This window comes from Rheinheimera oceanensis, assembly GCF_018831085.1.
Classification (GTDB): domain Bacteria; phylum Pseudomonadota; class Gammaproteobacteria; order Enterobacterales; family Alteromonadaceae; genus Alishewanella; species Alishewanella oceanensis.
The window spans coordinates 861,769-887,977 of sequence record NZ_JAGPNM010000001.1 but is presented as its reverse complement, the minus strand read 5'-3'; the positions used below and the strand labels follow the sequence as shown (position 1 = coordinate 887,977).

Annotated in this window: 28 protein-coding genes; 20 read left to right on the top strand and 8 right to left on the bottom strand. The window is 50.0% G+C overall.

Annotated elements, in window-relative coordinates; translation table 11 throughout:
• The first annotated feature begins 5 nt into the window (after window positions 1-5).
• From J3B89_RS04095 to J3B89_RS04080, 4 genes are all read left to right on the top strand, one after another.
• Window positions 6-323 carry a hypothetical protein gene (locus J3B89_RS04095; protein WP_251372187.1) on the top strand — a complete coding sequence of 106 codons (318 nt, stop codon included), beginning with the start codon at window positions 6-8 and terminating at the stop codon, window positions 321-323.
• A 345-nt stretch (window positions 324-668) separates the two neighbouring features.
• Complete coding sequence (locus tag J3B89_RS04090) at window positions 669-1,070, top strand: hypothetical protein (protein ID WP_215396213.1); 402 nt, start codon at window positions 669-671, stop codon at window positions 1,068-1,070.
• A 241-nt stretch (window positions 1,071-1,311) separates the two neighbouring features.
• The gene (locus tag J3B89_RS04085; protein ID WP_215396212.1) at window positions 1,312-2,466 is read left to right on the top strand and encodes an efflux RND transporter periplasmic adaptor subunit; all 1,155 of its coding nucleotides are present in this window, start codon (window positions 1,312-1,314) and stop codon (window positions 2,464-2,466) included.
• Window positions 2,467-2,481: 15 nt separating this feature from the next.
• On the top strand, window positions 2,482-5,631 hold the full coding sequence (locus J3B89_RS04080; protein ID WP_215396211.1) for an efflux RND transporter permease subunit: 3,150 nt from the start codon (window positions 2,482-2,484) through the stop codon (window positions 5,629-5,631).
• 82 nt (window positions 5,632-5,713) lie between these two features.
• On the opposite strand, the gene J3B89_RS04075 is transcribed toward J3B89_RS04080, so the two are convergent.
• The 3 genes from J3B89_RS04075 to J3B89_RS04065 all read right to left on the bottom strand — a co-directional run bounded on the left by J3B89_RS04075 (window position 5,714) and on the right by J3B89_RS04065 (window position 9,755).
• The gene (locus J3B89_RS04075) at window positions 5,714-6,331 is read right to left on the bottom strand and encodes a TetR family transcriptional regulator (protein ID WP_215396210.1); all 618 of its coding nucleotides are present in this window, start codon (window positions 6,329-6,331) and stop codon (window positions 5,714-5,716) included.
• 150 nt (window positions 6,332-6,481) lie between these two features.
• Window positions 6,482-8,920: a hypothetical protein gene (locus J3B89_RS04070; RefSeq protein WP_215396209.1), complete on the bottom strand. Its 2,439-nt coding sequence runs from the start codon at window positions 8,918-8,920 to the stop codon at window positions 6,482-6,484.
• Window positions 8,921-9,137: 217 nt separating this feature from the next.
• Window positions 9,138-9,755, bottom strand: coding sequence for a TetR/AcrR family transcriptional regulator (locus J3B89_RS04065; RefSeq protein WP_215396208.1), 618 nt, complete (start codon window positions 9,753-9,755; stop codon window positions 9,138-9,140).
• Between the two features lie 123 nt (window positions 9,756-9,878).
• Between J3B89_RS04065 and J3B89_RS04060 the strand changes: the two genes are divergently transcribed.
• Window positions 9,879-10,805 carry an SDR family oxidoreductase gene (locus J3B89_RS04060; RefSeq protein ID WP_215396207.1) on the top strand — a complete coding sequence of 309 codons (927 nt, stop codon included), beginning with the start codon at window positions 9,879-9,881 and terminating at the stop codon, window positions 10,803-10,805.
• A 52-nt stretch (window positions 10,806-10,857) separates the two neighbouring features.
• Window positions 10,858-11,229 carry a hypothetical protein gene (locus J3B89_RS04055; protein WP_215396206.1) on the top strand — a complete coding sequence of 124 codons (372 nt, stop codon included), beginning with the start codon at window positions 10,858-10,860 and terminating at the stop codon, window positions 11,227-11,229.
• Window positions 11,230-11,319: 90 nt separating this feature from the next.
• Here the strand turns inward: J3B89_RS04055 and J3B89_RS04050 are convergent, their stop codons facing one another.
• From J3B89_RS04050 to flgA, 5 genes are all read right to left on the bottom strand, one after another.
• The gene (locus J3B89_RS04050; RefSeq protein ID WP_215396205.1) at window positions 11,320-12,519 is read right to left on the bottom strand and encodes a GGDEF domain-containing protein; all 1,200 of its coding nucleotides are present in this window, start codon (window positions 12,517-12,519) and stop codon (window positions 11,320-11,322) included.
• A 43-nt stretch (window positions 12,520-12,562) separates the two neighbouring features.
• A complete protein-coding gene (locus tag J3B89_RS04045) occupies window positions 12,563-13,009 on the bottom strand; it encodes a bactofilin family protein (protein ID WP_215396204.1) in 447 nt (148 codons plus the stop codon).
• Between the two features lie 35 nt (window positions 13,010-13,044).
• Complete coding sequence (flgN, locus tag J3B89_RS04040; RefSeq protein ID WP_215396203.1) at window positions 13,045-13,476, bottom strand: flagellar export chaperone FlgN; 432 nt, start codon at window positions 13,474-13,476, stop codon at window positions 13,045-13,047.
• On the bottom strand, window positions 13,473-13,763 hold the full coding sequence (gene flgM / locus J3B89_RS04035) for a flagellar biosynthesis anti-sigma factor FlgM (protein WP_215396202.1): 291 nt from the start codon (window positions 13,761-13,763) through the stop codon (window positions 13,473-13,475). Before flgM ends, flgN begins: the two co-directional genes overlap by 4 nt.
• A 63-nt stretch (window positions 13,764-13,826) precedes the next feature.
• The gene (flgA, locus tag J3B89_RS04030; RefSeq protein ID WP_215396201.1) at window positions 13,827-14,597 is read right to left on the bottom strand and encodes a flagellar basal body P-ring formation chaperone FlgA; all 771 of its coding nucleotides are present in this window, start codon (window positions 14,595-14,597) and stop codon (window positions 13,827-13,829) included.
• Window positions 14,598-14,696: 99 nt separating this feature from the next.
• Between flgA and flgB the strand changes: the two genes are divergently transcribed.
• From flgB to J3B89_RS03960, 14 genes are read left to right on the top strand one after another with little or no spacing between them, the layout of a single operon-like run.
• Complete coding sequence (gene flgB, locus J3B89_RS04025) at window positions 14,697-15,065, top strand: flagellar basal body rod protein FlgB (protein ID WP_285895588.1); 369 nt, start codon at window positions 14,697-14,699, stop codon at window positions 15,063-15,065.
• Window positions 15,066-15,067: 2 nt separating this feature from the next.
• A complete protein-coding gene (flgC, locus tag J3B89_RS04020; RefSeq protein ID WP_068227603.1) occupies window positions 15,068-15,484 on the top strand; it encodes a flagellar basal body rod protein FlgC in 417 nt (138 codons plus the stop codon).
• 12 nt (window positions 15,485-15,496) lie between these two features.
• Window positions 15,497-16,168 (top strand): flagellar hook assembly protein FlgD, encoded by a 672-nt coding sequence (locus J3B89_RS04015; protein WP_215396200.1) that lies wholly within the window; start codon window positions 15,497-15,499, stop codon window positions 16,166-16,168.
• A gap of 12 nt (window positions 16,169-16,180) precedes the next feature.
• On the top strand, window positions 16,181-17,527 hold the full coding sequence (locus tag J3B89_RS04010; RefSeq protein ID WP_215396199.1) for a flagellar hook-basal body complex protein: 1,347 nt from the start codon (window positions 16,181-16,183) through the stop codon (window positions 17,525-17,527).
• 12 nt (window positions 17,528-17,539) lie between these two features.
• Window positions 17,540-18,274, top strand: coding sequence for a flagellar basal body rod protein FlgF (locus J3B89_RS04005; protein ID WP_215396198.1), 735 nt, complete (start codon window positions 17,540-17,542; stop codon window positions 18,272-18,274).
• Window positions 18,275-18,286: 12 nt separating this feature from the next.
• Complete coding sequence (gene flgG, locus J3B89_RS04000) at window positions 18,287-19,072, top strand: flagellar basal-body rod protein FlgG (RefSeq protein ID WP_215396197.1); 786 nt, start codon at window positions 18,287-18,289, stop codon at window positions 19,070-19,072.
• 4 nt (window positions 19,073-19,076) lie between these two features.
• Entirely contained in the window at window positions 19,077-19,742 is a 666-nt protein-coding gene (gene flgH / locus J3B89_RS03995) for a flagellar basal body L-ring protein FlgH (RefSeq protein ID WP_215396196.1), read from the top strand.
• Between the two features lie 10 nt (window positions 19,743-19,752).
• On the top strand, window positions 19,753-20,847 hold the full coding sequence (locus tag J3B89_RS03990) for a flagellar basal body P-ring protein FlgI (RefSeq protein WP_215396195.1): 1,095 nt from the start codon (window positions 19,753-19,755) through the stop codon (window positions 20,845-20,847).
• Window positions 20,848-21,324 carry a rod-binding protein gene (locus J3B89_RS03985; RefSeq protein ID WP_215396194.1) on the top strand — a complete coding sequence of 159 codons (477 nt, stop codon included), beginning with the start codon at window positions 20,848-20,850 and terminating at the stop codon, window positions 21,322-21,324.
• A complete protein-coding gene (gene flgK / locus J3B89_RS03980; protein ID WP_215396193.1) occupies window positions 21,321-22,643 on the top strand; it encodes a flagellar hook-associated protein FlgK in 1,323 nt (440 codons plus the stop codon). Before J3B89_RS03985 ends, flgK begins: the two co-directional genes overlap by 4 nt.
• A gap of 10 nt (window positions 22,644-22,653) precedes the next feature.
• Entirely contained in the window at window positions 22,654-23,550 is an 897-nt protein-coding gene (gene flgL / locus J3B89_RS03975) for a flagellar hook-associated protein FlgL (protein WP_215396192.1), read from the top strand.
• A 13-nt stretch (window positions 23,551-23,563) separates the two neighbouring features.
• The gene (locus J3B89_RS03970) at window positions 23,564-24,586 is read left to right on the top strand and encodes a hypothetical protein (protein ID WP_215396191.1); all 1,023 of its coding nucleotides are present in this window, start codon (window positions 23,564-23,566) and stop codon (window positions 24,584-24,586) included.
• 7 nt (window positions 24,587-24,593) lie between these two features.
• On the top strand, window positions 24,594-25,901 hold the full coding sequence (locus J3B89_RS03965) for a motility associated factor glycosyltransferase family protein (protein WP_215396190.1): 1,308 nt from the start codon (window positions 24,594-24,596) through the stop codon (window positions 25,899-25,901).
• Complete coding sequence (locus tag J3B89_RS03960; protein ID WP_215396189.1) at window positions 25,901-26,155, top strand: hypothetical protein; 255 nt, start codon at window positions 25,901-25,903, stop codon at window positions 26,153-26,155. Before J3B89_RS03965 ends, J3B89_RS03960 begins: the two co-directional genes overlap by 1 nt.
• Window positions 26,156-26,209: the final 54 nt, after the last annotated feature.

Here is a 26,209-nt window from a genome sequence, read left to right as displayed (position 1 = left end):
TAAAAATGAAAAGACCTTCACCCGATTCACCCGAATTTGAACAGTGGATGCTGGAGCGGGCAAAAGCACGCTCTGAAAGACTGTTTGGCGCGGACAGACCAAAACACGGCACAGCAGAATTTGAAGCCTGGCTATTGGCCAAAGCACAAAAATGGTCTGACGAACTATTTACTGCTGAAATCCCTGAGGATCTGGCCGATGTTGGTAGCGGCCTTATTGCCGGTCCGCGTAGTTGGGAAGATGTAATGCCGGAAAAAACTATCGCCGAAGACATCGCTATTGATAAAGCGCATAAACGTAAGCACTTAACGTCAGTAAAGTAACCTCTTGTATTACCGGCATGAGCGGTTAGCTGATTGGCGCAACTATCAGCCGTAGTTTGTGTTTTACCCCATCTCACCAACCTCATCACTGCTTTGGCTTACGGCTTAACTTCTGAATAACGTTAAGGAGGATGGCGGTTGGCCCTTCTGTGCTGTTTTAACCATTAGCAACGGCGGTAGCGGGAAAAAATTCCAGTACTTTTTGTAAATACTACAGAAGCAAGCCAAGGTGTTTTTAAAGTAATTCAATAAAAACAATATTATATGGTTGGTTTGTTTTTTGCTGGCGTAATGTTGAACACGGTTGAACATGACAACTAACACTTAACGACAGGAGCTTACAGCATGTACAGGTATATGAAATCTACATTTATGCTGGTTGCACCGGTGCTGGTGTATCTGAGCATTTATACCCTTGGTGTTGTTGTTGGTAATAATGTTTTTAATTACGTCGCAGTTTACATGGCTGCCTGCTGTGCCATGTTGATGTTATTTTTTGTTACCCGCGACAACGATGATTATAAAAATGCCTTAGCTGCAGTTGGCCTGGGGGCTTGTGTGTTTTTTGCTTCGTCTTATATGGTGCGGGCGTTAGATCAGAAACCTTACCCACAGCCAGCATATGCTGAAACCACAGCAGTACTAGCTAATGTCACTATTCAATATTGGTTGGCCAGCCGGCTGTCGGATACCGGGCCATCGGGCGGGGATACTCAGGACGACACTGAAGTTTTTACACAGCAATAAATGTGTAATGCGGGGGCCTGGCAGAGCCGGAGCTGGACCTGCCCGGCGCCGCTGCTTTGCTCTGACGAGACTATACTGGACCTTACTCTGAACATTCTTGCTGTTGGTCAGCGTTTTTACGCTGTTGGTCGCGCAGCAATTATTTCAGGCTTGATTACATACAGCCCTGTATGTATATTGCCAGTCTTATTCTGCCTGAGCTGTGCACAGCTTATTAGGGCAGTGTCTCACAGGAGTTTGTATGCGTGTAAATATGAAGCTGTTAAGTGCGTCAGTGCTGGCCGTATTATTGGTAGCCTGTAGCGAGCCGGAACAAGCCGGGGCACAGGGGGCGGCTACACCGGAAGTTGAAGTTGTAACACTGAGCCAGTCATCTGTGGCGCTAACAACTGAGTTACCGGGCCGTACTACAGATTACCGCCAGGCTGAAATCCGCCCGCAGGTAAATGGTATTTTAAAACAGCGTTTATTTACCGAAGGCCAACTGGTTGAAGCAGGCCAGGTGCTATATAAAATTGATGCCGCGCCTTACCAGGCAGCACTGGCCAATGCCAAAGCTAACCTTACCAGCAGTAAAGCGGTGCAACACAATGCCAGGCTGAAAGCCGACCGTTTTAAAGGCTTGCTGGGTGGCAAAGCGGTAAGCCAACAAGATTTTGATGATGCCCAGGCTGCATTGATGCAGGCTGATGCGGCGGTAGCCAGCAGCGAAGCAGCACTGCAAACAGCACAAATTAACCTGGACTACACCAATATTACCGCCCCGATTAGCGGCCAGATTGGCCGCTCTGCCGTGACTGAAGGTGCACTGTTAACCGCAAACCAAACTCAGGTAATGGCTACTATTCGCCAGCTGGATCCGATTTATGTTGATTTAACCCAGTCCAGCAGTGAGCTGCTGCGGTTAAAGCGGCAACACCAGGGCGACGGTACTGAGAAAGTCAGTGTGGATTTATTGCTGGATGATGGCAGCGAGTATGCACACAAAGGCAGCCTGCAGTTTTCTGAGGTAAATGTTGACCCCAGCACCGGCATGGTAACGCTGCGGGCGGTGTTTCCGAATGAAAGTGGCGACTTGCTGCCGGGTATGTTTGTGCGGGCCCGCTTACACCACGGTACCGATGATAATGCCCTGTTAGTGCCACAGGCTGCCGTTAGCCGTACACCTAAAGGCCAGGCGTCAGTAATGCTGGTAACCGGTGAAAATAAAGTGGAAGCCCGGGTGATTGAAACCGGCCGTACCGTTGCGCAAAGCTGGCAGGTGCTGTCGGGCCTTAAAGCCGGTGACAAAGTGATAGTGGCGGGCCTGCAAAAAGTGCAGCCGGGCGCCACGGTTAAAGTGGTTACAGCGCAAGCTGCTGCTAAAAATGACGCCGCTAATACTGCTGCGCAGTAAACTCAGGAGTAGCAGATGGCAAATTTCTTTATTAACAGGCCAATTTTTGCCTGGGTAATTGCAATAGTAATAATGTTGGCCGGGTTGTTGTCTATTAAACAACTGCCGGTAGAACAATATCCGCGTGTAGCACCTCCAGCTATCAGTATCAGCGCCTCTTACCGCGGTGCTGCGGCGCAAACAGCTGAAGATGCGGTAACCCAGGTTATTGAGCAGGCAATGAACGGCCTGGACAACCTGATGTATATGTCGGCCAATACCGATTCATCCGGTAATGTTAGCCTGACCCTGACCTTTGAAACCGGTACCGACCCGGATATTGCCCAGGTGCAGGTGCAAAACAAACTGCAACAGGCGTTACCGTTATTACCGCAGGAAGTGCAGCAAAACGGCGTAAGGGTAGCCAAGTCTAACGGCGGCTTTTTGATGGTAGTGGGGTTTATCTCCGAAGATGGCAGCATGGCGCGCGATGATATATCCGACTTTGTGGTTGCCAACGTAAGAGACCCGTTAAGCCGTACTCAGGGCGTAGGTAATGTGCAGGTGTTTGGCAGCCAGTATGCTATGCGGGTATGGCTGGATGCTGATAAACTAAACCAGTATCAGCTGACACCGGCCGATGTAACCTCGGCTATTCAGGTACAAAATAATCAGGTTACTGCCGGGCAGCTTGGCGGCGCGCCTGCGTTACCGGGCCAGCAGTTTAATGCGGCTATTCTGGCGCAAACCCGGCTGACCTCGGCCGAAGAGTTTGGCCGGATCTTGCTTAAAGTTAATGCCGATGGTTCAACGGTAAAGCTGTCTGATGTGGCCCGCATTGAGCTGGGCGGCGAAGATTACTCTGTTATTGCCCGTTATAACGGCAAAATGGCCACAGGTTTGGCTATTGAACTGGCCACCGGCGCTAACGCACTGGATACCGCCAGTGCGGTAAAAGCCAAACTGGCTGAGCTGGAACCTTACTTCCCGGCCGGTTTATCCACGGTGATCCCTTATGACACCACACCTTTTGTGGAAGTATCTATCAGCTCGGTAGTGCAAACCCTGATTGAAGCTATCATTCTGGTGTTTTTCGTCATGTATCTGTTTTTACAGAACTTCCGCGCTACGTTAATTCCTACCCTGGCAGTACCGGTAGTATTGCTGGGTACCTTTGGTGTGATGTCGGCCTTTGGTTTTACCATTAATACCCTAACCATGTTTGGTATGGTGCTGGCCATCGGCCTGCTGGTAGACGATGCTATTGTGGTGGTAGAAAACGTTGAACGGGTAATGAGCGAAGAAGGCCTGGGCCCGGTGGAAGCCACGCGTAAATCTATGGGCCAGATCACCGGTGCGCTGGTAGGTATTGGCCTGGTGTTATCAGCAGTATTTGTGCCGATGGCATTTTTCGGCGGCGCAACCGGAGCCATCTATAAGCAGTTTTCTATTACCATTGTTACTGCCATGGCGTTGTCGGTGCTGGTGGCGTTAATTTTCACCCCGGCGCTTTGTGCCACTATGTTAAAGCCGATTAAGGGCGATCATCACGCCAAAGGCGGTTTTTTCGGCTGGTTTAATCGTGGTTTTGACAGCACCAACCGTAATTATCAGCGCGGTGTAGCAGGAATGCTGGCCCGGCCGAAGCGGTCGATGCTGGTGTATGGCGCTATTGTTGCTGTTATGGCGCTGATGTTTATGCGTTTGCCTACGTCGTTTTTACCGGAAGAAGATCAGGGCGTGTTTTTAACCATGATCCAACTGCCTACCGGCGCCAGCCAGGAGCGTACCGAAGCCATTATGGATAAAGTGGCTGAACACTATGGTACTGAGGCTGCGGTAAAGTCGGTGTTTACGGTATCGGGTTTCAGTTTTGCCGGGCGGGGCCAGAATATGGGCCTGGCGTTTGTGCGGTTGGCTGACTGGGGGGATCGTGGCCCGGAAGATAGCGTACAGGCGGTTATCGGCCGCGCCTGGGGCTTTTTTGGTACGGTAAAAGAAGCGCAGATTTTTGCTTTCAACCTGCCGCCTATTGCTGAGCTGGGCCGGGCAACCGGTTTCTCGCTGTTTTTACAAGACCGCGGCGGGATGGGGCATCAGGCGTTATTAAATGCGCGTAACCAATTACTGGGTATGGCGGCACAGCAACAAAACCTGGTAGGTGTACGGCCAAACGGTATGGAAGACGCGCCGCAGTTACAAATCTCTGTCGATCAGTTAAAGGCGCAGGCACTTGGCGTGTCGCTTAGCGATATTAACCAAACCTTGTCTATTGGCTGGGGTTCTACCTACGTTAACGACTTTGTTGACCGTGGCCGGGTGAAAAAAGTGTATGTGCAGGCCGAGCCTGAGTTTCGCATGACACCGGAAGATATTAAACGCTGGCATGTGCGTAACAGCAGCGGTGAGATGGTTAGCTTTGCCTCTTTCGCCAGCAGTGATTGGGCATATGGCCCGCAACGGTTAGAGCGCTACAACGGCGTGTCGGCCATGGAAATTCAGGGTGAGCCGGCACCGGGCTCCAGCTCGGGTGATGCTATGGCAACAATGGAGCGCTTAATTGGCCAGTTACCGGACGGTATTGGTTTTGAATGGACAGCCACCTCGTATCAGGAAAAGCTGTCTGGCTCGCAGGCGCCGGCTTTATATGCGCTGTCTATTCTGGTGGTGTTTTTGTGCTTAGCTGCACTTTATGAAAGCTGGAGCGTACCTTTTGCAGTAATACTGGTAGTACCGCTTGGTATTGTCGGTGCGCTGACAGCCGCTTATATGCGAGGCCTGGGTAACGATGTGTACTTTCAGGTGGGCTTACTGACCACCATGGGGTTGGCATCGAAAAACGCCATTTTAATCGTTGAATTTGCCCGCGAACTGCAACATCAGGGTAAAGCACTGGTAGATGCCATATTAGAAGCTGTGCGCTTACGCTTAAGGCCCATCATTATGACGTCAATGGCGTTTTCATTAGGCGTACTACCCTTGGTTATCAGCAGTGGCGCAGGGTCGGCCAGCCGTAATGCCATCGGTACCGGTGTACTGGGCGGCATGATTTCGGCCACTGTGCTGGCGGTGTTTCTGGTGCCGGTGTTTTATCTGGTAATAATGCGTGTGTTTGCAACAAAAGCCAAAACCACGCAGCAAGATGATACCGGACAAGGTAACGCTGAAGTTGTGAGGCAGTCTTAAATTAACACAGGGCTGCGTTGCTGCCCTGCTAAGTTTGTACCTTTACCGGCTTTTTGGTCCCACGCTGAACTGCCGGTTTTTTTTATGGTTTTTTCAGGCCCTGCAGCATGGCATCTACCAGCGCGCCGGCATGCTGATGTAAGTCGCATTGTTGCGGTTTAAGCAGAAAATTACTGATAATACCGCCCATGTACATATGCAAAGCTGTAGCCGCCAGATAGGGGCAGATACCATCACGCAGTAAATCTGCCTGGGCTGCGCGCTCAAAAGCCCGTTGCAGTATCGCAATGGTTTGCTCATCCAGTTCATCCTGCTTATTTACCGCCGGGTTTAACTCATCAATATATTCACAGCGGTGAAACACAATGGTCAGTACCCTGTGATGCTGGGCACTGGAGGCAATAAGCTGCAAGCCATTAATCATTAAATTGCGGATTTGCTCAAAAGGGTTGGCAGTGGGGTTATTATCTATTTCAGTTAACAGGGTTTGAAATGGCAACCGTACCCGTTCCAGCATGGCATTGAATAAATCAGCCTTGTTCTGAAAGTGCCAGTAAATAGCGCCGCGGGTTACATTAGCGGCTACGGCGATTTTTTCCAACGTCGTACGCGATACACCGTGCTGAAAAAATAACACTTCTGCAGCATCTAAAATTGCTGCCCGGGTGCTTTCGGCTTCGGCCTTGGTACGTCTTGCCATTTTGTTGTCTCTTAACCCTGTTATCTGCTTAATACGGTTGCAATTTTACCATATTTTCCCGGTTCCGGCCTAACCTAATGTGGACGTGTGGGTAGTAGAAAAACAAATCCCGCCGTGGCGGGATTTGTTTATATGGCAGTGAAAAAACGTTTAGCGTGAGATCACTACGCTCTGGTTATTGATACGGTCATAATGCAGTAGTTTATTCTGTTGGGTTGCCAGTAATTGGTTATCGCTGGTCAGGCTTACATCAATATAGCTGTCGCCATTGTTGCCGTAAGCCACACAACTGTTGTCGGCCAGGTTGACTTCCAGCACTGAGCTTGCTGTAACAAGCAAGCTGTCGGCGTTCGGGTTATAAATGATATTAAGCGGAGTTGCGTAATTCAGATCCAACATATTCATATTGGTTGCATTGTTACATGCGCTAACAATTACCTGTGCCACGCCGCTGTTGCGATCAAACTGATAAATTGCGCCCTGCGATTGGCTTAGTAAATATACCTTGTCGGCACTGCTGTTCAGTGTGATATCAATAATACCGCTTACAGGAGTATTGGTACTAGCAGGTGTCATTGACAGTAACTGATGCTGGTTGGTGATTAAGTCTAACTCTATCAATGTATTATCTGCATGAAAGGCGCTTATCAACAGCTTGTTATTTACGCTGTCAATTACGCCGCCGTTAAAGCTTTGTACCGCTATGCCTGCAGCTCCGCTATTGGTTTTTAGTGTACTTACAGCACCGCTGGTTAAATCGACAGCCACTATCTGATTATTGTAAATAGCAATTAAGCGGTTACGGGCTTTGTCTAGCAATAAATCTGCAGCAATATCATCAGGCAGGGCACTGCTGTCGGTAACAAAACTGCGATTGGCCGTGCTAAGGTTTACCTCCAGCAGTGCCTGGTTGGCATTGGTATTGGCATCCAGCAGATACACGGTATCTGTAGTGGTATCGGTAGCGATAAACTGAGGCATCAGCAGGTAACGGCCATCACCTACGCCGGAACTTAGCACCTTGCTGCGTTCACCCGTGTTTAAATCAACCGCCAGTACTAAGCCGGCTGTAGAGTCGCTAAGCAATAAGCGGCTACCCTGAGCATCCAGTGCCAGGCTTTGTATTTGCTCGGTAACATAGATGTCTTGCTCTGCCTCCGGCGAAATATTGGTTATTTGCTGTGTTGTCAGATCAATCCGGAATACGCCCGCAAAACCGGCGGTGTAGATAATATTATCCGTTTCACCTTTAGCCAGAGCCATATTGTAGCCCGCTATGCCTTCAACTAATAAGCTGCGGTTGCCTGTGGCAGGGTCGATACTAATCAGGCCGTCCCGTTCCCAGTTAAATCCATATAACATATTGTTTACTGATAGTAATTTATTGCTCTCCAGCCGGGGGCCATTACCCACCGCATCGCTTGAGACTAGCGATAAACTACCAGAACTAAGGTTAAAGCCGTACAGTTCATACGAATGTAGCGCACGATCACTGGAAGGATAGGTCAGCATAAAATAAATCGTTTGTGTAGCGCTGGCATAAACGATATCCGTCAGATTAGTAAACTGACCATTTTGCAACGCAACATTAAAAGTATGTACCTGGTTAACAATACCCGTTTCAGTATCAGTACTGTACAGGGTTATATTGCTATTCACTGCAGTGACATAAAATACCTTGCCGGTATCCTGAGCAAATACCAGATTATATGCCGATTGTAGGTTGCTTAGCGCATGATATTCATAGCTTTGCAGATCAATGCTGACCAGTTCATTGTTTTCTACTGTGGCATATAAACGGTTTGTCTGTGCATCGTAGCTAAAGGTTGAAGGAGCAAACTTACGGCTAACCTGCACGGTAGCCGCTTCATTATTACTGTTGCCTGCGTTATCTGTTACTGCCACCGTTAAGGTGTTATCTGCGTTGGCTGTCAGCGGGACATCGGCATACCAGTTAACTGCATAATCTGGCGGCGACAGCGCTGCAGATACTTTACCGGGTATGGATGCACTTAGAGCTGCAAAAGTCGCAGGTGTGCCATTAACGCTCAGATTGGCTAATGGCTGTGCGCTGTTTGCTGTGCCGGTAACTCTTATAGTATTGCTACTGGTTTTTGCTTTCCCCAGCGGAAAGGTGATATTTACTAACGCCGCAGCACTGCCGGTGTCTGCAGGCACAGTAGTACTGCTAAAAGTGGCGCTGACGCCGCCTATCGTTAAGATGGTGTTTGTAGTTGTAGCATTTTGTGCTGATGCCATATGGCGCACAACCACAGTATTACCGTTAGTTACCGAGCCGTTACTGCTGGTAAAAGTACCGCCATTAATAGCGAATTCGCCATTAGTGATACTGACAGCAGTAGCGCTGTTAATGCCGCTTACGGTAATGGCTTGAGCCGTAACCCACTGGTTTAATGGCGTATTAGCTTGAGCTGCAAAGCTAAAACTATCCGGCGTAGTGTCAGTAACCGCAGTGCCGGTGTTATTGTCGCCACCACTGCCACCACCACAGGCGCTGAGTAAACCGAAGGCACCAACAAACATCAGCCACTTCAGCATTACTGAAGGCTGCAAATAGGATTTATGCATGAAAATCATCCTTGATTAAGGGGTAGGTTAGACTGTTTAAGATTTGTGCTATTTCTATATTCAGGCCAGAAATAAGTCAATTATTATTTTAAGGCGATGTGAAGATTTTGTGTGATCGGGTGTTTTGCTGTGAGTTTCATGGTGGTCGCATACAGCAAGTGATGAAAGAATTATAGTTGCCGCATTATGTTCGTTCGCCACGAGCGATAAACAAAATTTAAAGATTAATCTTCAGGCTATTAAACGCATCGCTTAAAAATGTAGCTACAGGTTTTCGCGGTTCAGCCTGCTCTCTCCAGGCCTGAAGCGAGAGCCTCATAATGCCAATGGATACCATTGCAACCATTCTAAGTTCTGCGCGGCGCTCTGGTTGGCGCCAAACCTCACATAGTGCACTGAAGAGTACCTGCTCTTGTTCTGCGTAATATGCTTGTTTACGTGCAAGAAGTGATGCACTCGATCGCATAAGGTTGTCAACTGCAATCATTTGCTCAGTGGTATAGCGGGCAATATGTTTAATCATGACATCACGCACTGCATCAAGTGGCGATACATCCGGTGATGTGTTTAGCAGATCGTCAATAAGTTTTTCTGAATCAACCTGTTGCCAAAATAATATGATGTCGTCTTTTGACTTAAAGTAAGAAAAAAAAGTACGCCGCGATATACCGGCCTCCGCTGCGATAGCATCCAGAGTTGTATCTTCATAGCCGTTAACGAGGAATAAACGTTGCCCTACCTCGGCTATACGCTGGCGTGTATCACGACGCTTACGCTCCCGCAAACCTTCAGCAGAGGTAGTACCAGTATCTGGAAAACGATCAGGGTTTGACATTAGCTAAAACTCAACACATAATTGCACTGGGTGCATTATTTTTTGCACTTGGTGCAATTTTTAGTGCCAAGTACAAAATTTATTGGCAGAAGTTTATCTTTCTTTCTCATATAAGGCAAAACTATGGTTACCTGGACAACAGCAGAGATCCCGTCTCAACAAGGCAGAACAGCCATTGTTACCGGAGCCGGTGGGCTTGGCTTTCAATGTGCATTGGCCTTAGCTTCGGCGGGCGCTAATGTCATTATTGCCAGCAGAAACCCTGATAAGGGATTAATAGCGGTTAATCATATCCGGCAAATCTATCCTTCTGCAAAGGTGTGCTTTGAAGTGTTAGATATTGCAGATCTTTCGTCTATTAGCGCGTTTAGCAAACGGTTACAACGTGAATGGGGCAGTATTGATTTGTTGATTAATAATGCTGCTGTAATGGCCCCGCCAAAGCGGCTGGAAACTGTCGACGATTTTGAGTTGCAATTGGGCACTAATTATTTAGGCCACTTTGCATTAACAGCTAAACTATTGCCTATGCTTGTTAAAGGTAATGACGCCCGGGTTATCAACTTATCAAGTATTGCTGCCCGAAACGGCACAATTCACCTTGATGATTTGCAGTCCGAACACCAATACAAGCCAATGACAGCCTATGCACAGTCAAAACTTGCATGCTTAATGTTTTCATTGGAGCTGCAACGTCGCAGTGATATAGCTGGGTGGGGTATTAAAAGTATTGCTGCTCATCCTGGTATTTCACGTACAGCACTTATTCCTAATGGCTCGGGTTCCCGCAGCGTTGCTGGTATTGCCCGCCGTATTCTTTGGTTCCTGTTCCAGCCTGCAGCACAAGGCGCGTTGCCAATACTCTTTGCCGCAACGTCGCCGCAAGCTCAGGCGGGAATGTACTATGGCCCGGATAAACTGAGTGAAACCCGGGGTTATCCGGCATTAGCCAAAATTCCTCCGCAAGCACATGAAACAGAAATTGCATCAAGTTTGTGGATGGTATCAGAACAGTTAACCGGAGTGGCGTTTTCCGATGAGCAATTCTGATAAATCTGCAGCTTTGTATACAACTGGCACACTAATTTAAAAGTAGACTAACATGCACAAATACATCATCTATACGGCCTATGGCTGGCTTACTCTTACCGGCATTCTGCATTTCTGTGTCGATGTTATCTCTCAACACCTAAGAGGGAAGCATGCTCCAGGCATTGAGACAACCTTATACTATGGCCTTCATTCTGCGTTTGCTCTCGGGCAGACTGTGTTCGGAGTACTTGGATTGCTGTTAGCGTGGCGAAGTATTAATACATTGAGTGAAACGCCAATACTACTGCTTTCGCTTGCTGCAGGTTTAGGGTGGCTTACCATTACCTATTTGTTTATGAGTTACTGGGAACCCAAACTCAACGTCAGCATTTTTTGCCTGCTTATTATTGCTGCCTTTGTCACGCGCGAAACAGGTGTTTAGCAAGGCAGTAATATAACGTGTAGCTGACTAAGGCTACTAAACTGCAACAAGCTTAGCCAGAAAGGCGCATTCATGCCGCTTGCTGGTTGGTTAGCGTGCAAAAGCCACTCTGTTACGGCCGGCTTTTTTGGCGCTGTATAGCGCTTCGTCAGCACGTTTTAGCAGTTGTTCTGTGGTTTCGCCGGGGGTGCGAATGGCGCAGCCTAAGCTGATGGTAACATGCACGGTTTTACTGCCCGGCGTATTGCCGCGTTGTTGCTTGCCTTGCTTACTGTCTTGCGGCCGGGTTTGCTGGCGGATCACCAGTGGGTATTCTGCAACTTTAGCGCGCACCTGTTCCAGCTTTTCTGCCAGGGTGTCTTTATTATTGTGACGGAATACCAGTGTAAACTCTTCGCCGCCGTAGCGGTAGGCACTAAGGCCGCGTTCGCTGCCAAGTAAGGAGCCCAGTAGTTTTAATACCTGATCGCCAACATCGTGGCCGTAGGTGTCGTTAAATTTTTTAAAGTGATCAACATCCAGCATAGTCACAGCACTGCGCCGGCCAAGGCGGCTTAAATGGTTTAGCAGGGCACGCCGCTGCGGTAACTGGGTAAGCTCGTCAATATAAGCCAGTTGCAGCATCTGGCTGGCCAGGCTAAGCAGCAAACTTAAACTGGCTGCCAGTGTCATCCAGCCCGACATCTGTGGTTGCTGGATCAACAGATAAAACAGCATTACCGCCAGCCAGGCGGCAAACTGGCCCCAGCGCTGGCTGTTGGCAGCGTAAAAATTGAGCAAACCTAACCAACAGGCAGCGATAACCGCCACCCACCATAACTGCCCCCAGCTAAGCAAAAATTGTGCTGATACCGGCTGAAAAAAGGCTGCCGGCAGGGGTAACAATGCCAGCCAATCGGCCAGTGGTAACAATAACAGTAGTGGTGGTAGCAGTAGCATCAGCAGTAGCAGTAATACCCCGCGCGGGGTAAGTAATTGTGGTTTTTGCTGCAGTTGCAGTAAAAGCATCAGTACGGTGAACAGCAGCGGTAGGGTAAAACTAAGGGCCGCAGTAGCAGGGTCGGTTAACGGGCGTTGTAGTGCTTGCTGCACTACATAATAGTGGCTGCCAAGCAAGCTGAGGCTGTATAACCAGTGCCATTGCCGCATCAGGCTGGCCAGCGTGGCGGTTAGCAATATCATGGCAGCAACAATGTGAGGAAACTGGGCACTGATGGCTGAGGCCAGCGGCGCAAACTGCCATTGCAACAACAGGATCAGCAGCAGCGGTAACAAAACAAACAAATGCACCCAAACCTCGGTGATATTTAATCGGTAGCGTTTATAAGTAGCCTTAATTGGCGCCTTGTGGTGCTGAGGTCATACTCAGTACTTTGCCTCTGGCATCACGCAGTGGTAATACCGACTTATTGCTGCCGGTTTTTCTGCTGCTGTCAGCTGCCTGCACTTCACCAATAAAGCGGCCGCCTGGTTCAATGCTCAGATTGTCGCTGTAAATAGTACCACTTAGAATGCCGGATTGCAGAATTTCAACCTGCTCGGCATAAAATTCGCCTTCGGCACAGCCTTTTATTATCAGATGGCGGGCGTAAACTTTGCCCTGTACCCGGCCAGGCTGGCTAATGGTTACTGCGTGCACGCTACGGATGCTGCCTTGCAAACGGCCGTCAATTTGCATATTGCAATTGAGCATCAGGTCGCCCTGCAATTCACAGCCTTCAGAAAGCAATGTTGCATGTTTAGTACCGGTTTTATCCTGCGTGGCTCTAGCTGAAAACATGGTTGTTGGCTTCCTGTGGTAAAGGCTGGCCGCGGTTACAGCGGCATAGCGGGATAGCTGGTGCGGCTGTTCATCCCGGTGAGTTTCTGCATTAGCTGGCGCTGACTGGCCAGCAGCTTACCACTTTTTTCGTTCTGGGCGTGGCATAAGCGGGCTTTTAATGTCAGCTCCTGCAGTAATTGGCGGGTACCGTGCTGCACCGGTGCCGGTAAGCGGCTTACCAGTTGGCGCATACCGTCGCGGTTATTTTGCAAACCAAACTGTTGCAGCAGCGTGTCGCGTTCGTTGTGGCTAAGCTCAAGCGTTGTCATCAACTGCAGTGACTGTTGGTTCAACTGCTGCAGCTGGGTGCTGTCGCGTTGGCTCATCAGTTCATACTGTTGTTCCAGTAACTGGTTCAGCTGATCCAGCCGCTGCACATCCTGTTGCAGGCTGCTGATAAATTGTTTCAGCAGCTGGGCGCTCATCGTTTGTGCATTTCCAGCATAGCGCTAACCAGCGCGTCTTCATCCAGCTGTAATTCACCATTGGCGATAGCTTGTTTAAGTTGCTGCACCTTGGCCATATCTACACTGTCTTTGTCTGACAGAGCCTGAAAGGTTTGTTCCAGTGAACGGCTAAAGGCACTTACCTGACTGACGCCAGCTTCAGTTTTGTCTGCTACCCGGGTTTTGGCTGGCTCTGCACTGTGTTGCTCTTGTGCCAGCCGGTTTACCGGGTTTACCTGTAGCGGGTTTTTCGGATCTATTTGCATACTGTATGTTCCACAATTTGGCTCTGTTTAAATAAAGCGGCGCGATACCAGTGAAACTTTAATTTATTTCTGCGTGGTTTCTGCATTATTTTCTCCGGTTACGATGGCATCAATGACTTTACCGGAACTGACATTCTGCACACTGATCCGCTCGCCCAACTGGCCATCACTAAGGGCTATAGCGCTGGTGGTAACTGCAAAGCCATCGCCACGGTACTGCAAAGTGATCTGCGCACCTTTTTGCACCAGATAAGCCGCCTGTAACAGATGGCGGCTAACCGGGCTGCCTGCACTTATACGGCGTTTTACTGTCATGCCCAGCAGGGTTGCGGCATCAAACTCCAGGCCATGGCGTATGCTACTGATATCCAAATCCTGCAGGCTGAGCATATCAGCAGTGAGCACTTCATCGCGCTCCAGCGTACGGCTGGCTACTACCAGCGGTAAAAATAGTTTTACTTGTGCCACCGCCCGGCTTTGCCAGCGCTGCGGCGAGGTGCAACTTAAACTATAGCTAACCCGGCCCAGCGGCGGCTCGGTTTGCTGGCGGCGGCTGATATCAAGCTTGTCGCAGCGGTTGTCGCTTAGCGCTGAAGGTAAATTAAGCTGGATCTCCTGCTGGCGGGCTTTTACCCCTAACTGGCGCAGGTACTGCTGCAGCTCTTGTTGAATATGCTGTTTAAGCTGTTGCTCGGGTGTAGGCCCGGGCAAAGCCTGCGCTGGCCAGACGATTAGCAGTAACAGCGCCATTATGCTGCAGGCTGCAGGAAAAAACGCCAGCTTCCGCTGCGGAAGTGTTACTTCCGCTTTGGGTGGTAATTCTGGCGTATTCATATAGCAATTCATTGATACATATCGCTTTTTAATTGTGGCACAGAGCTTGTAAAACCCAGGGTAAGCAAAGGCAACCTGTGTAAAGAGAGCAACCTGAATATGTTTGATAAAGCGCTTGGTGTACACCCGTTTTCATTACAGCTACGCCTGGACAGAGCTGAAATTATTGCAGGCAATCTGGCCAATGTCGATACGCCCGGTTTTAAAGCGCGGGATATCAACTACAAGCAAATTATGCAGGATGTGGCTTACAACATGAGCAACGGCATGGACAAGCCGTATCAGGTAGCACAAAACGGGCATCAGTTACTGTACCGCACGCCGTACCAGGTGTCTGCCGATGGCAACACGGCCGAGCTGAATATTGAGCAGGCTAATTTCGCCGCCAACAGCATGGATTTTCAAACCAGCCTTACCTTCATGAATATGAAAATCAGCGGCCTGCAAAAAGCCATCAAAGGAGAATAAGCATGTCATTTAACAGCATTTATGACGTCAGCGGCAGTGCAATGCGTGCTCAGGTAATGCGCCTGGATACCATCGCCTCAAATTTAGCCAATGCCGACACGGCTTCAGCTACTGAAGCCGGGGCATTCAGAGCATTAAAGCCGGTATTTGCTGCGTTATATAAACAAACGGCAGACAGCCAGAGTTTGTCTGCCGAAGTACAAATGCTGGGTGTGACTACCTCCAGTCGGCCGGTAGAGCAGCGCTACGAGCCGAATAACCCACTGGCGAATCAAGACGGTTATGTATTTTATTCCAACGTTAATGTGCTGGAGGAAATGGCTGACATGATGTCTGCGTCGCGCAGTTATCAAACTTCGGTAGAAGTGATGGGCCGGGTATCCAGTATGCAGCAAAGTGTGCTGCGGCTTGGCCAGTAAAGGAGTAATAGCGTGAGTGCAATCAGCGGCCTGGGTGCCGGTACTAATACGACTAATGACAGTACGATAGCAAAAAACGGTACTGCCGGCGCAGAAGGGTTGTCCACCATGTTTCTGGAATTACTGGTGGCGCAAATCAGCCACCAGAACCCGCTGGACCCAATGGACGGCACCCAATATGTCAGCCAGCTGGCCGAGTTTGCCAACGTTGAAAGCCTGCAAAGCCTGAAAATAGATTCCGGCAAAAACCTGGCACTGCAAAGCAGCCAGCAGGCATTACAGGCCACAGCGTTAATTGGTACTCAGGTTGATGTTGCTGCTGAAACCATAGTGCTGGAACAAGCAGGCCAGGTAAAAGGTGCGCTTAATCTGGGTGTTGAAGCCGACAGCATTGAACTGCGGCTATATAACGCTGAAGGTAAATTAATGCAACAGCAAACGCTGCCATACAGTGGCATCGGTACCTTGCGGTTTGCCTTTGATGAAGAAGCAGCCGGTGGCTACTACGTGCAGGCCGATGCCTATATTAACGGACAGCCAAAACCGCTTACCACGTTATTAAGTGGCGAGGTTGAGCGGGTGTCTGTCGGTAGCAATAAAGACGACATTATTTTGCAAGTCAACGGCCTGGGTAACCACGCTCTGTTAGATACCAATCAGCTGGCCTTTGGCAGCAACAGTTAAGGAATCAGTATTATGTCTATGTTTAATATCGGGTTAAGTGGGCTGAAAACCACGCAAAAAGCACTGGAAATTACCAGTCATAACATTGCCAACTCAGGTACTGCCGGTTTTAAAAGTGGCAGCGCTGAATTTGCTTCAGTGTATAACGGCGGCCAGCGCGGCGGGGTAGACGTAAGTGATATTAAAGAAAACTTTACCCGTGAAGGCGGTGTGGTAAACACCGGTTCAGCGCTGGATTTAGCCATTACCGGTAAAGGTTTTTTTGTGGTAGCTGAAAACGGCCGTATGGCTTACACCCAGGCAGGCCGCTTTGATCTGGATAAAGATCAGAACATTGTTAACAGCAGCGGCAACCGGTTGCAGGGCTATGGTATCGATGCCAATGGCAACCTGGTACCCGGCGTGCTAACCGATTTAAAAATTGAAGCGGCGAATATTCCGGCTGAAGCAACTGAAAGCATGGAGTTCTCATTAAATTTAAGTGCGGCTACTGGTGTAACACCTTATCCGGTAGCCCCCGCAATATTTGATCCTAAAGACGGCTCACATTACAGCTATTCACAATCCACAGAAATTTTTGATTCCTTGGGTAATAGTCATACATTGACACAGTACTTTAACCATCAGGGCGGTAATGCCTGGGATGTTATGTACTACGTGGATGGCGAACCTTTAACAGGGCTAGCTGCACCGGGAGCAAATCCTCCAGCCCTTGCTCCGATCCAACCGGTAAAAGATTCAGCAGGCAATACAGTTAATGCATCAATTGTAAGGATGTCTTTTGGTGCAAATGGCCAGTTACAACCGTTCAATCCGGCAGCTATCCCGCCTCCGCCTGCTCAGCCAGACGACAACGTTACAGATCCCTATAATCAGCGCAAAGTCGAACTCACCTATGCGCCCGCTGGTGCAGAAGTGATGAATTTCACTATTGATCTTGTCAAAACCACCCAGTTTGGTAGTGGCTTCAACATATATAAAAATGATGCTGACGGCTTTACCGCTGGTGAATTTGCCGGAGTAGCAATAGCTGAAACCGGCGAAGTATTTGCCACTTTTACCAATGGTGAAACCAAGCTGCAAGGCCAGGTAGTACTGGCTAACTTTGCCAATATCAATGGCCTGCAAACCGGTAATAAAACCGTTTGGTATGCCACCAATGAATCTGGTGCAGCCCTGTATGGCACACCGGATGCCGGTAGTTTTGGTGCTTTGTTATCGGGTGCCTATGTTGGCTCTAACGTGGATATCAGTGAGCAGTTGGTTGATTTAATGGCGTTTCAGCAAAACTATCAGGCGAATGCCAAAACCATCAGCACGGCTGATCAGATGATGCAGGTTTTGTTTAACGCCACCTAAAGGTAAACCGCTATGGAACGCTTAATTTATACCGCTGTATCGGGTGCCGAACTTAACCAGACAGCGCTGCGCGTTAGTGCCAATAATCTGGCCAACGTTAATACGCCTGGTTTTAAAGCAGATATTGAACAGGCACAGGCAATGATGATTGCCGGTGACGGTTTTCGCACCCGTTATCAGGCACAGTTACTGCCGGTGTTTACCAATCTGGCTAATGGCCCGGTGCAGCAAACCGGCCGTGATCTGGACATTGTGCTGAGCGATGGCGGCTTTTTAGCCATAGCCGATGCCAACGGTAATGAAGCCTATACCCGTGCCGGCAACCTGCAGGTAGATGCCGATGGCCGTTTAATGCTAAATGGCTATGCGGTGCAGGGTGAGCAGGGCGACATAGTGTTACCGGAGTTTGGTGATATCGACATCAGCAGCGATGGCACCATTAATTTGTTGCCGATAGGCGGTGGTGTTATTGCGCAGGAAGGCCGGTTAAAAATGGTCAGTGTTGGTGATAATACTCTGGTAAAAGGGCTGGACGGCCTGTTACGGCCGCAACAGCAGGAGCAACTACCGGCAGATTTAACTATTACCCTGCGTACCGGCGCGCTGGAAGGCGCCAATGTTAATGCGGTGGAAGAGATGGTAAACACCATGAATATCAGCCGCCAGTTTGAAATGAATATCCGCATGATGAAAACCGCTGACGAACTGGCGGTAGCCGGTAACAAGCTGGTAAGTGGCAACAGTTAACAGGAGCAGCACATGAACTCTGCCTTATGGGTTAGTAAAACCGGTTTAGCCGCGCAGGATATGCGCATGACAACCATCTCCAACAATCTGGCTAACGTTAGTACCGCAGGCTTTAAAAAAGACCGCGTCGTGTTTGAAGATTTATTTTATCAGGTACAGCGCCAGCCGGGCACTCAGGCTGACGAGCTAAACCAGGTGCCGTCAGGCATTCAGGTGGGTACCGGTGTACGTATTAACGGTACCCAGAAAATTTTTACGGAAGGCAGCTTTGAAAAAAGTGACAACCCGTTGGATATCGCCATTGCCGGACAGGGCTTTTTCCAGATTGAAAACCCGGACGGTGAAATCCTGTATAGCCGCAGCGGCCAGTTTCAGCTAAACGCCGATTCATTAATCGTAAACGCCAATGGCCTGCCACTGCTGCAAAATATTGCGATACCAGAGAACTCCACCAGCGTAACTATTGGCCGCGACGGTACCGTTACAGCTGTCGTTGCCGGCCAGGCTGAACCGGTAGAACTGGGCCAGATTTTAACCGTTAACTTTGTTAACCCTGCCGGTTTGGAAGCGCTGGGTGGCAACTTATTCCGCGCCACTGCCGCCTCAGGTGAAGCGGTAGAAGGTGTTCCCGGAGAAGACGCGCTGGGTGCTTTACAGCAACACACCATTGAAGGCTCTAACGTTAGCGTGGTTGATGAAATGGTCAGCATGATAGCAGTGCAGCGCGCCTATGAAATGAACGCCAAAGTGGTATCGGCGGCCGATGAAATGCTGCGCTTTATTAACCAGAGCCTGTAAGCCTATGAAAGCCTGTAGCGCCTTAATCATTATGTTACTGCTAAGCGCCTGTGCCAGCCAGCCGCCGTTGGTACATGAAGCCGACTGGGAGCAGGTGGTGGCGCAGCGCAGCGTTGATGAACCGCTGCCGGGCCAGCAGCATGGCAGCCTGTACAGCGATCGTTATATGTTTACCCTGTACGAAGATAAACGTGCCTACAGGGTAGGCGATATTCTTACCGTGGAGCTGAATGAGCGTACCCAATCAAGTAAAAGCGCCGATGCCAGTATAGACAGAAGCACCGGCATTAATGTTGGCGTGCCACTGGTAGGTAACTTAAATACCTCAGAGCTGGCCATGCAACTGAACTCACGTTCACAATTTGATGGCGAAAGTGCCGCCAGCCAGCAGAACTTTCTGCGCGGCTCTATTACCGTGCGGGTAACCGATGTATTGCCCAACGGTGCTCTGGCTATCCGTGGCGAAAAATGGATCAAGCTGAACCAGGGCGATGAATATATCCGCCTGCAGGGGCTGGTGCGGCCGGAAGATATTGATGTTACCAACCGCATCTCGTCGCAGCGTATTGCCGATGCCCGCATTAGTTATTCCGGCAAAGGCGATTTAGCCAGTGCCAGCCAGGCTGGCTGGTTTACCCGTTTGTTTAACCGCTTTCTTAACCCGTTTTAACTGAGGTGTTATGAAACATTGTATAACTGCCGTGCTGTTGCTGTTGTGGCCCGTATTGTTGCAAGCCCGGCCACTGCTGGATCTGGTCGATATTCAGGGTGTGCGCGACAACCAACTGGTGGGCTATGGCCTGGTGGTAGGTTTGCCCGGCTCCGGCGATAAGGCGCAAATCCGGTTTGCTGCCCAGTCATTAAACAATATGCTGAAACAGTTTGGCGTGCAGTTGGATGAAAACAGCCTGCCGAAGTCAAAAAACGTGGCGGCGGTCGCCGTTACCGCAACGTTGCCGGCCAATGCCAGTCCCGGGCAAACTATGGACGTAACTATTATGTCGCTGGGTGATGCCAAAAGCCTGCATGGTGGCAGCTTGATGCTGACGCCGTTGCGCGGGGTTGACGGCAAAGTATATGCGCTGGCGCAGGGTAATCTGGTGGTAGGGGGCTTAAATGCCACCGGCCAGAATGGCTCGTCGGTTACCGTCAATGTGCCCACTGCCGGTATTATTCCGTCCGGCGCTATTGTTGAGCGCAGCGTGCAGCAATTATATGAACCTGCCGCCCAGGTCGTGCTTAACCTGAAGCAACCCAATTATCAGACTGCCCGCAATGTTGTTACCGCCATTAATCAGGTGTTTGGGCCTGATGTCGCCAGAGCCGAGCATAAAGGCAAGCTGGTCGTCAGTGCACCGGTAGACGCGAACAGCCGTATTACCTTTATGTCAATGTTACAGGACATTGACGTAGAAGAAGGCAGCCAGCGGCCGCGCGTAGTGTTTAACAGCCGCACCGGTACTGTGGTGATGAACGACGTAGTGCGGGTAAAGCGCGCTGCAGTCAGCCATGGCAGTTTAACTATTACGATCAGTGAGCAACAGGGAGTAAGCCAGCCATTGCCTTTTAGTGGTGGCACGACAACACCGCTACAAAACAGCGGGGTTGATGTGCAGGAGCGCACTGCCAATATGATGCTGTGGCCGGAAGGCAGCTCGCTGGACGCTATAGTGCAGGCCATTAACGCGCTGGGGGCAACTCCGGCAGAACTGATGTCGATCCTGATTGCGCTGGATAACGCCGGTGCGCTGGATGCTGATTTGCTGGTGATCTGAATGAATATAACCTCGTTAACCGGTTACGCTTTACCTGGCGAAGGGCTGGCGATAGACCCACGCGCTGCCGCAGGCATAGATAGCAACCAGGATCCTGCCGCCCGGCTGACTAAAGCGGCAGAACAGTTTGAAGCGATATTTTTGCAGCTGGTACTAAAAAACATGCATGCCGGCACCGATGCTATTGCCGGTGACAATGGCCTGTTTGGCAGCAGTGAGGCACAAACATTCCGTGATATGCACGATGCTCAGCTGGCACAAAACCTGGCTTCCAGGCAGCAGCTCGGTTTAGCTGAAGCCATAGTGCGGCAGTTAGGCGATGGTCTGGCGCAAACCGAAAATAAATTTAAGCAACTGGCCGAAGCCGTCGCTTTACCTGATAAGGCGGCGCTGAGTCTGGTTGCGCCGGAATACAGTAACAGCGGATTTAGCCAGCCATTATGGCAGGCCGACAGCGGCGGGAAACCCAGCTTATGAGTATGCTTTTAAACGGTGTGTCTGGCCTTAACGCGGCTAACAATGCACTAAACGTGGTAGGCCAGAACGTGGCCAATGCTGCCGTAAAGGGCTATAGCCGCCAAACGGTATATCTGGAAACCGCTGCCGGTGGCTTAAACGGCGTTAAGGTGACTAAGGTTGATCGCATCGTTAATGATTTTCTTAATGACGATATCTGGCGCACCAGTTCAGATTTAAGCTATTACGAAGGTTTTCAAAGCTATCTGGGGTATCTGGAACAAATACTCGGCACTGAATCGCTGAACCTGAATGACGCTGTTGCCGGTATCAGTGCGGCTTTTAATGCCGCAATGTCAGCCCCCGACTCAAGCGCTTACCGTCAGCAGGTATTGTCTGCTGCACAGGCACTGGTACAGGACCTGTCGCAAATTAATGGTGCCTTGTCAGATCAGCAAGACAAACTTGGCAAAGAATTAAGCAACCTGGCAGATAACAGCAGTTCGTTGTTACAACAGGTTGCTGAGCTAAACAGCAAAATAAGCAAAGCGCAGGCGCTGGGCCAGCCTATCGCAGAGCTGGCTGACGCCCGCGAAGTGCTAATAACCGAACTGTCTGGTTATATGGGTGTAGATATTGTCGATCCGGGCGATGGCAATATTAATATCAGCAGTAAAAACGGCGCACCACTGGTGGTTGGCTCTAAAGCTTCGGTAGTCAGCGTAAATGGCACTGCGGTTAATGTTAGCTTTAACGGCCAGAACTTCGGCCTGAACGAGTTTGTCGGTGGCCGTATCGGCGGTTTACTCAATGTCGATGTAAACGTGCTGCAACCGAGTAAACTGCAGCTGGAGCAAATAGTTACTAATATTGCTGATTCAGTAAACACTGCGCTGTCACAAGGCTTCGATTTAAACGGCCAGCCGGGCGAACCGTTGTTCTTGTACAACCCGGCTGATGTACTGGGCACTATTAGTGTGAACCCTGACTTGCAACCGGATGGCCTGGCCTTTATTGGCAACGACGGTTTCGGCAATCCGGCCGGTGGCCGCGGCGACAATGGCAACATTGCTAATCTGGTGGCGTCATTAAATGGCGGCACAGCAGGCTATGATACGTTAATCGGCGATCTGGCTATTCAAAGCAAGCAGGTGCAAAGCAGTGTGAAAACTGCCCAGGTGCTGAACAACAATGCCGTGGCCGCGCGTGACAGCGTGAGTGGCGTAAATCTGGACGAAGAAGCCGCTAACCTGATGTATTACCAGCAGCTATATGACGCTAATGCCCGGGTGATCAGCACAGCGGATCAATTGTTTAAAACCCTGATTAATATCTTCTGAGGCCGTGGCTATGCGCGTTAGCAGCAATCAGTATCACCTAACCACTATCCGCAATATTCAGCAGTCTACTGCTGAGTACAGCAAGTTATCTACCCAGCTTGCAACTAACCAACGGATCCAAAATCCGTCAGATGACCCATTAGGCTCAGTGATGCTGTTAACGTTAAACAGCGAGCTGACTAAACTGGATCAGTACAAATCGAATATGAACGCTGTGCATTTTAATCTGGGGCAGCAGGAAACGCAGTTAAGCAGTATTGTCAATACGCTGTATTCAATTCAGGAAATTGTCACTACGGCCGCCGATGGCACTATGGGCCAGGCCGAGCTGGAAGCATTTAGCCAGGAACTGGCAGTATTAATGCCGGGTATAGTTGATTTACTTAACGCCAAAGACGGCAACGGCAATTATTATTTTTCAGGCAGCTTAACCGACGTTAAACCGTTTGAGCGCGATGGCGCCGGGGTATATCAGTACAATGGCGACAACCGTGTACGGCAGATTGCTGTGTCAGATAATTCCAGTGTGCCGGGCAATATTGTTGGCAGCGCGCTGGATCCGGGCGTGAATTTCTTAAATGAAATGCAAACCTATCTGGATTTGATCAGCACCGCGCCGGCAGGCGGTGTGGGTGACGAGTCACGCGATATGCTGGGCCATATCAGTAGTTTTCTGGCTACAGTAAGTGGTGAGATCACCCGCATTGGTGGTACTTTAGCCTCGCTGGAGGAAATGGCACTGGGCAATGAGGATATAGCACTCTTTACCGAAACACTGCGTGATGACATTAAAGAAGTGGATTACCCTGAAGCCTACGTTAAAATGAATCAGGCCATGGCGTCTTATGAGTCGTCGCTGAAAGTGTATTCCAGTGTCTCGCGGCTTACCTTGTTTTCCTATGTTTAAATAAGGTACAGCTATGCAGCTATCCGGTGCGGTTGATAAGGTCAGTAACAGTGCGCTAACGCCGTTAAATGCGGCGGATAGGGCTGCTGTGATCAAAGCTGTACGTGCTGACGATACTGGCCGCACTGTGCCGGTATCCCGGCAGTCGCGGCAAATACAGGTATTAAGCAAATGGGCACTGGCAGCAGATGTCAGTAAACAGCTTAGCCAGACAGATCAAACCGAACGCAATATCCGCCAGGCATATCAGGCGCTGGAAAACCTGCGCCGGCAGCTGAATGCGCCGGGTAACAGCAAGTTATCAGCGCAACAGCAACAGCAGGCACAGCAGCAGTTAGCGCAACTGGAACAAAAACTGGCACACAGCAGTTCTGGCCTCAATGCTGATCTCACTCCGGCCAGTATGCAACCGGCACCGCTAAAAGCCAGCCTGGGCAGCAATATCGATTTATTGTCTGAGCGGCGCCAAAACGAGCAGGTTAGTATTTTACTGGGCCGCAGCGGTAGTGCTGTCAGTATCAGTTTACCGGCAGGCCAAAGCGCAGAGCAAAATCTGCACACCGTGCAGCAAGCCTTTGCCCAACAGCAAATCAGTGTTAGCAGCGATAATCAGCAACTGTATTTCTCTGCCGAAGCGCGCGATGCCCGTAAGTTGCAGGAACCCTGGCTCATCAGTGGCCAGGGCGTGCGTGTTGCCGCAGGTAACCCGGTAAGTGTAAAGCTACAGGCTGCTGACAGCACACTGGCTCAGTTGGGTAAAGCTGCGGCAACAGCCGACAATGTGCAGGCCTATAGCCAGCAAATTCAGCTGGCGCAGCAGCAATTAAAAGACGCGCTGGGTAAAGTGCAGGCACAGCGTGCCGCATTGCAGGCGCAACTGGTGGCGATTTCGCAAAGCCAGAACGATAACACTGAACTTAATGCGCTTAGCCAGCAACTGCGTATTGCAATGCAAGGTGGCAGTAAAAGTGCGGTGTCTGTGGTCATGTCGCAAGCCAATATTACCCGTAGCCTGGTTGAGTTTGGTTTGGGTTGACAGAGTAATGATTAACGACTGTTTTGCGCAAAATATGCGCGTAATTGCCAGCCGCTGGCCCACACTGGCTGACGTGTTACAGCAGGCTGCCGCTGAAAAACACCGCCCGGCAGTGCAGCTGATAGAAGGGCAGGACAACACCCTGCTGATTAACGGTATTCAGCTAACCAGCCGGCATAACCGGCAGCAGGAAGCCTTGCAGCAAATCAGTAAATTGCCGCAACATTACCCACATATTACATTGTACGGCACCGGCCTTGGCGATATGCAGCAACAGTTGCTCAGCCGTGAGCGCCTGCAGCAGTTAAGTGTTTGTATTTTAAATGAGTATATTTTTGCGCTGGTGCTGCAATTGCTTGATCAACGGCACTGGCTCAGTGATAGCCGGGTAAGCTTACAGCTGGCTGCCAGCCAGAGTGATATTCAGCTGCCATTTGCCGTGCTGCCGTCTGAATTAGTGTTGGCCAGCGATGACAATATGAAAACCCGTGATCGCTTGTACAGCGAGCTCGAAGCCGGTTACGCCGCGCAGCGCTTGCGGCAGGATGTCAGCACGTTTTTACCGCGCCTGCAGCAAAACCAGCCTTTCTGGCAGCAAGACCAACAGGTACAGGTGTTATTTAACTCTTTAGCGGCAGATAAGGACGTTTATGTGATAGGGGCCGGACCTTCGCTGGAACAACATTACGGCTTTATCAGGCAAGCGCAGCAGCAGGCTAATGCACCTTTACTGATCTGCGTTGACACCGCAGTAAAAGCCTTGTTAGCACAGGATATCAGACCGGATATTATTGTTAGCCGTGACCATAAAATTACATTAAAGCATTTGCCCTGCAGCAGCTTAACCGCTGCCAGCAGTTTGGTGTATTTTCCGCTGGCTAACCCCGAATTGTTACAGCATTTCCCCGGTACACGTTATATTGCCCTAAGTGACAGTGCCGTGTTCAATCCGGTGCGTAAACAATTAGCTGCCGCGGTGTTATTCAGCCATGGCAGTGTAATACACCCCGCCGTTGATCTGGCTGTAAAAATGGGCGCAAAGCGTGTGCTGTTGTTTGGCGCCGACTTTGCCTTTAGCCACAATAAAACCCATGCCAGCTGGCAAAACGGTGCTTTAGGGCCGGGGTACCAGGCTGCTACCGAACAGGTTATTAATGGTTTTGGCGAAAAAGTGCCCACCTTACGTAACCTGCTTACTTACCTTACCGGCTTAGAGCGTTATATCAGCAAGCAACCTGCTGTCAGCTTTGTTAATACCTCTAAAGCCGGTGCGGTTATTGCCGGTACACAATACCATACGGAGCTGGCAAGCTAATGGGTACTGTGGAGCAATACAGGCAGCACGCCAAAGCGCTGGCGCTGCAGTTCCGGCTGGGTATCACCACACAGCCTGCTCTTGAGCTGGCAACCCTTGCCGGGCAACTTGTTACGTTGTTTGCCGGTGCTACACCACAACAGATCGCTCAGTTACACCAGCTATTAACGGCCGTGCTGCAATGCCAGCAAAACCGTGACTGGTCAGGCCTGGCCGATTATCTTGAATACGAACTGCAGGACCTATTGCAATAACTCCACGGGTTGGTAGCAGACTTTTTATATTTTAATAATGCGGTAAAGAAAACC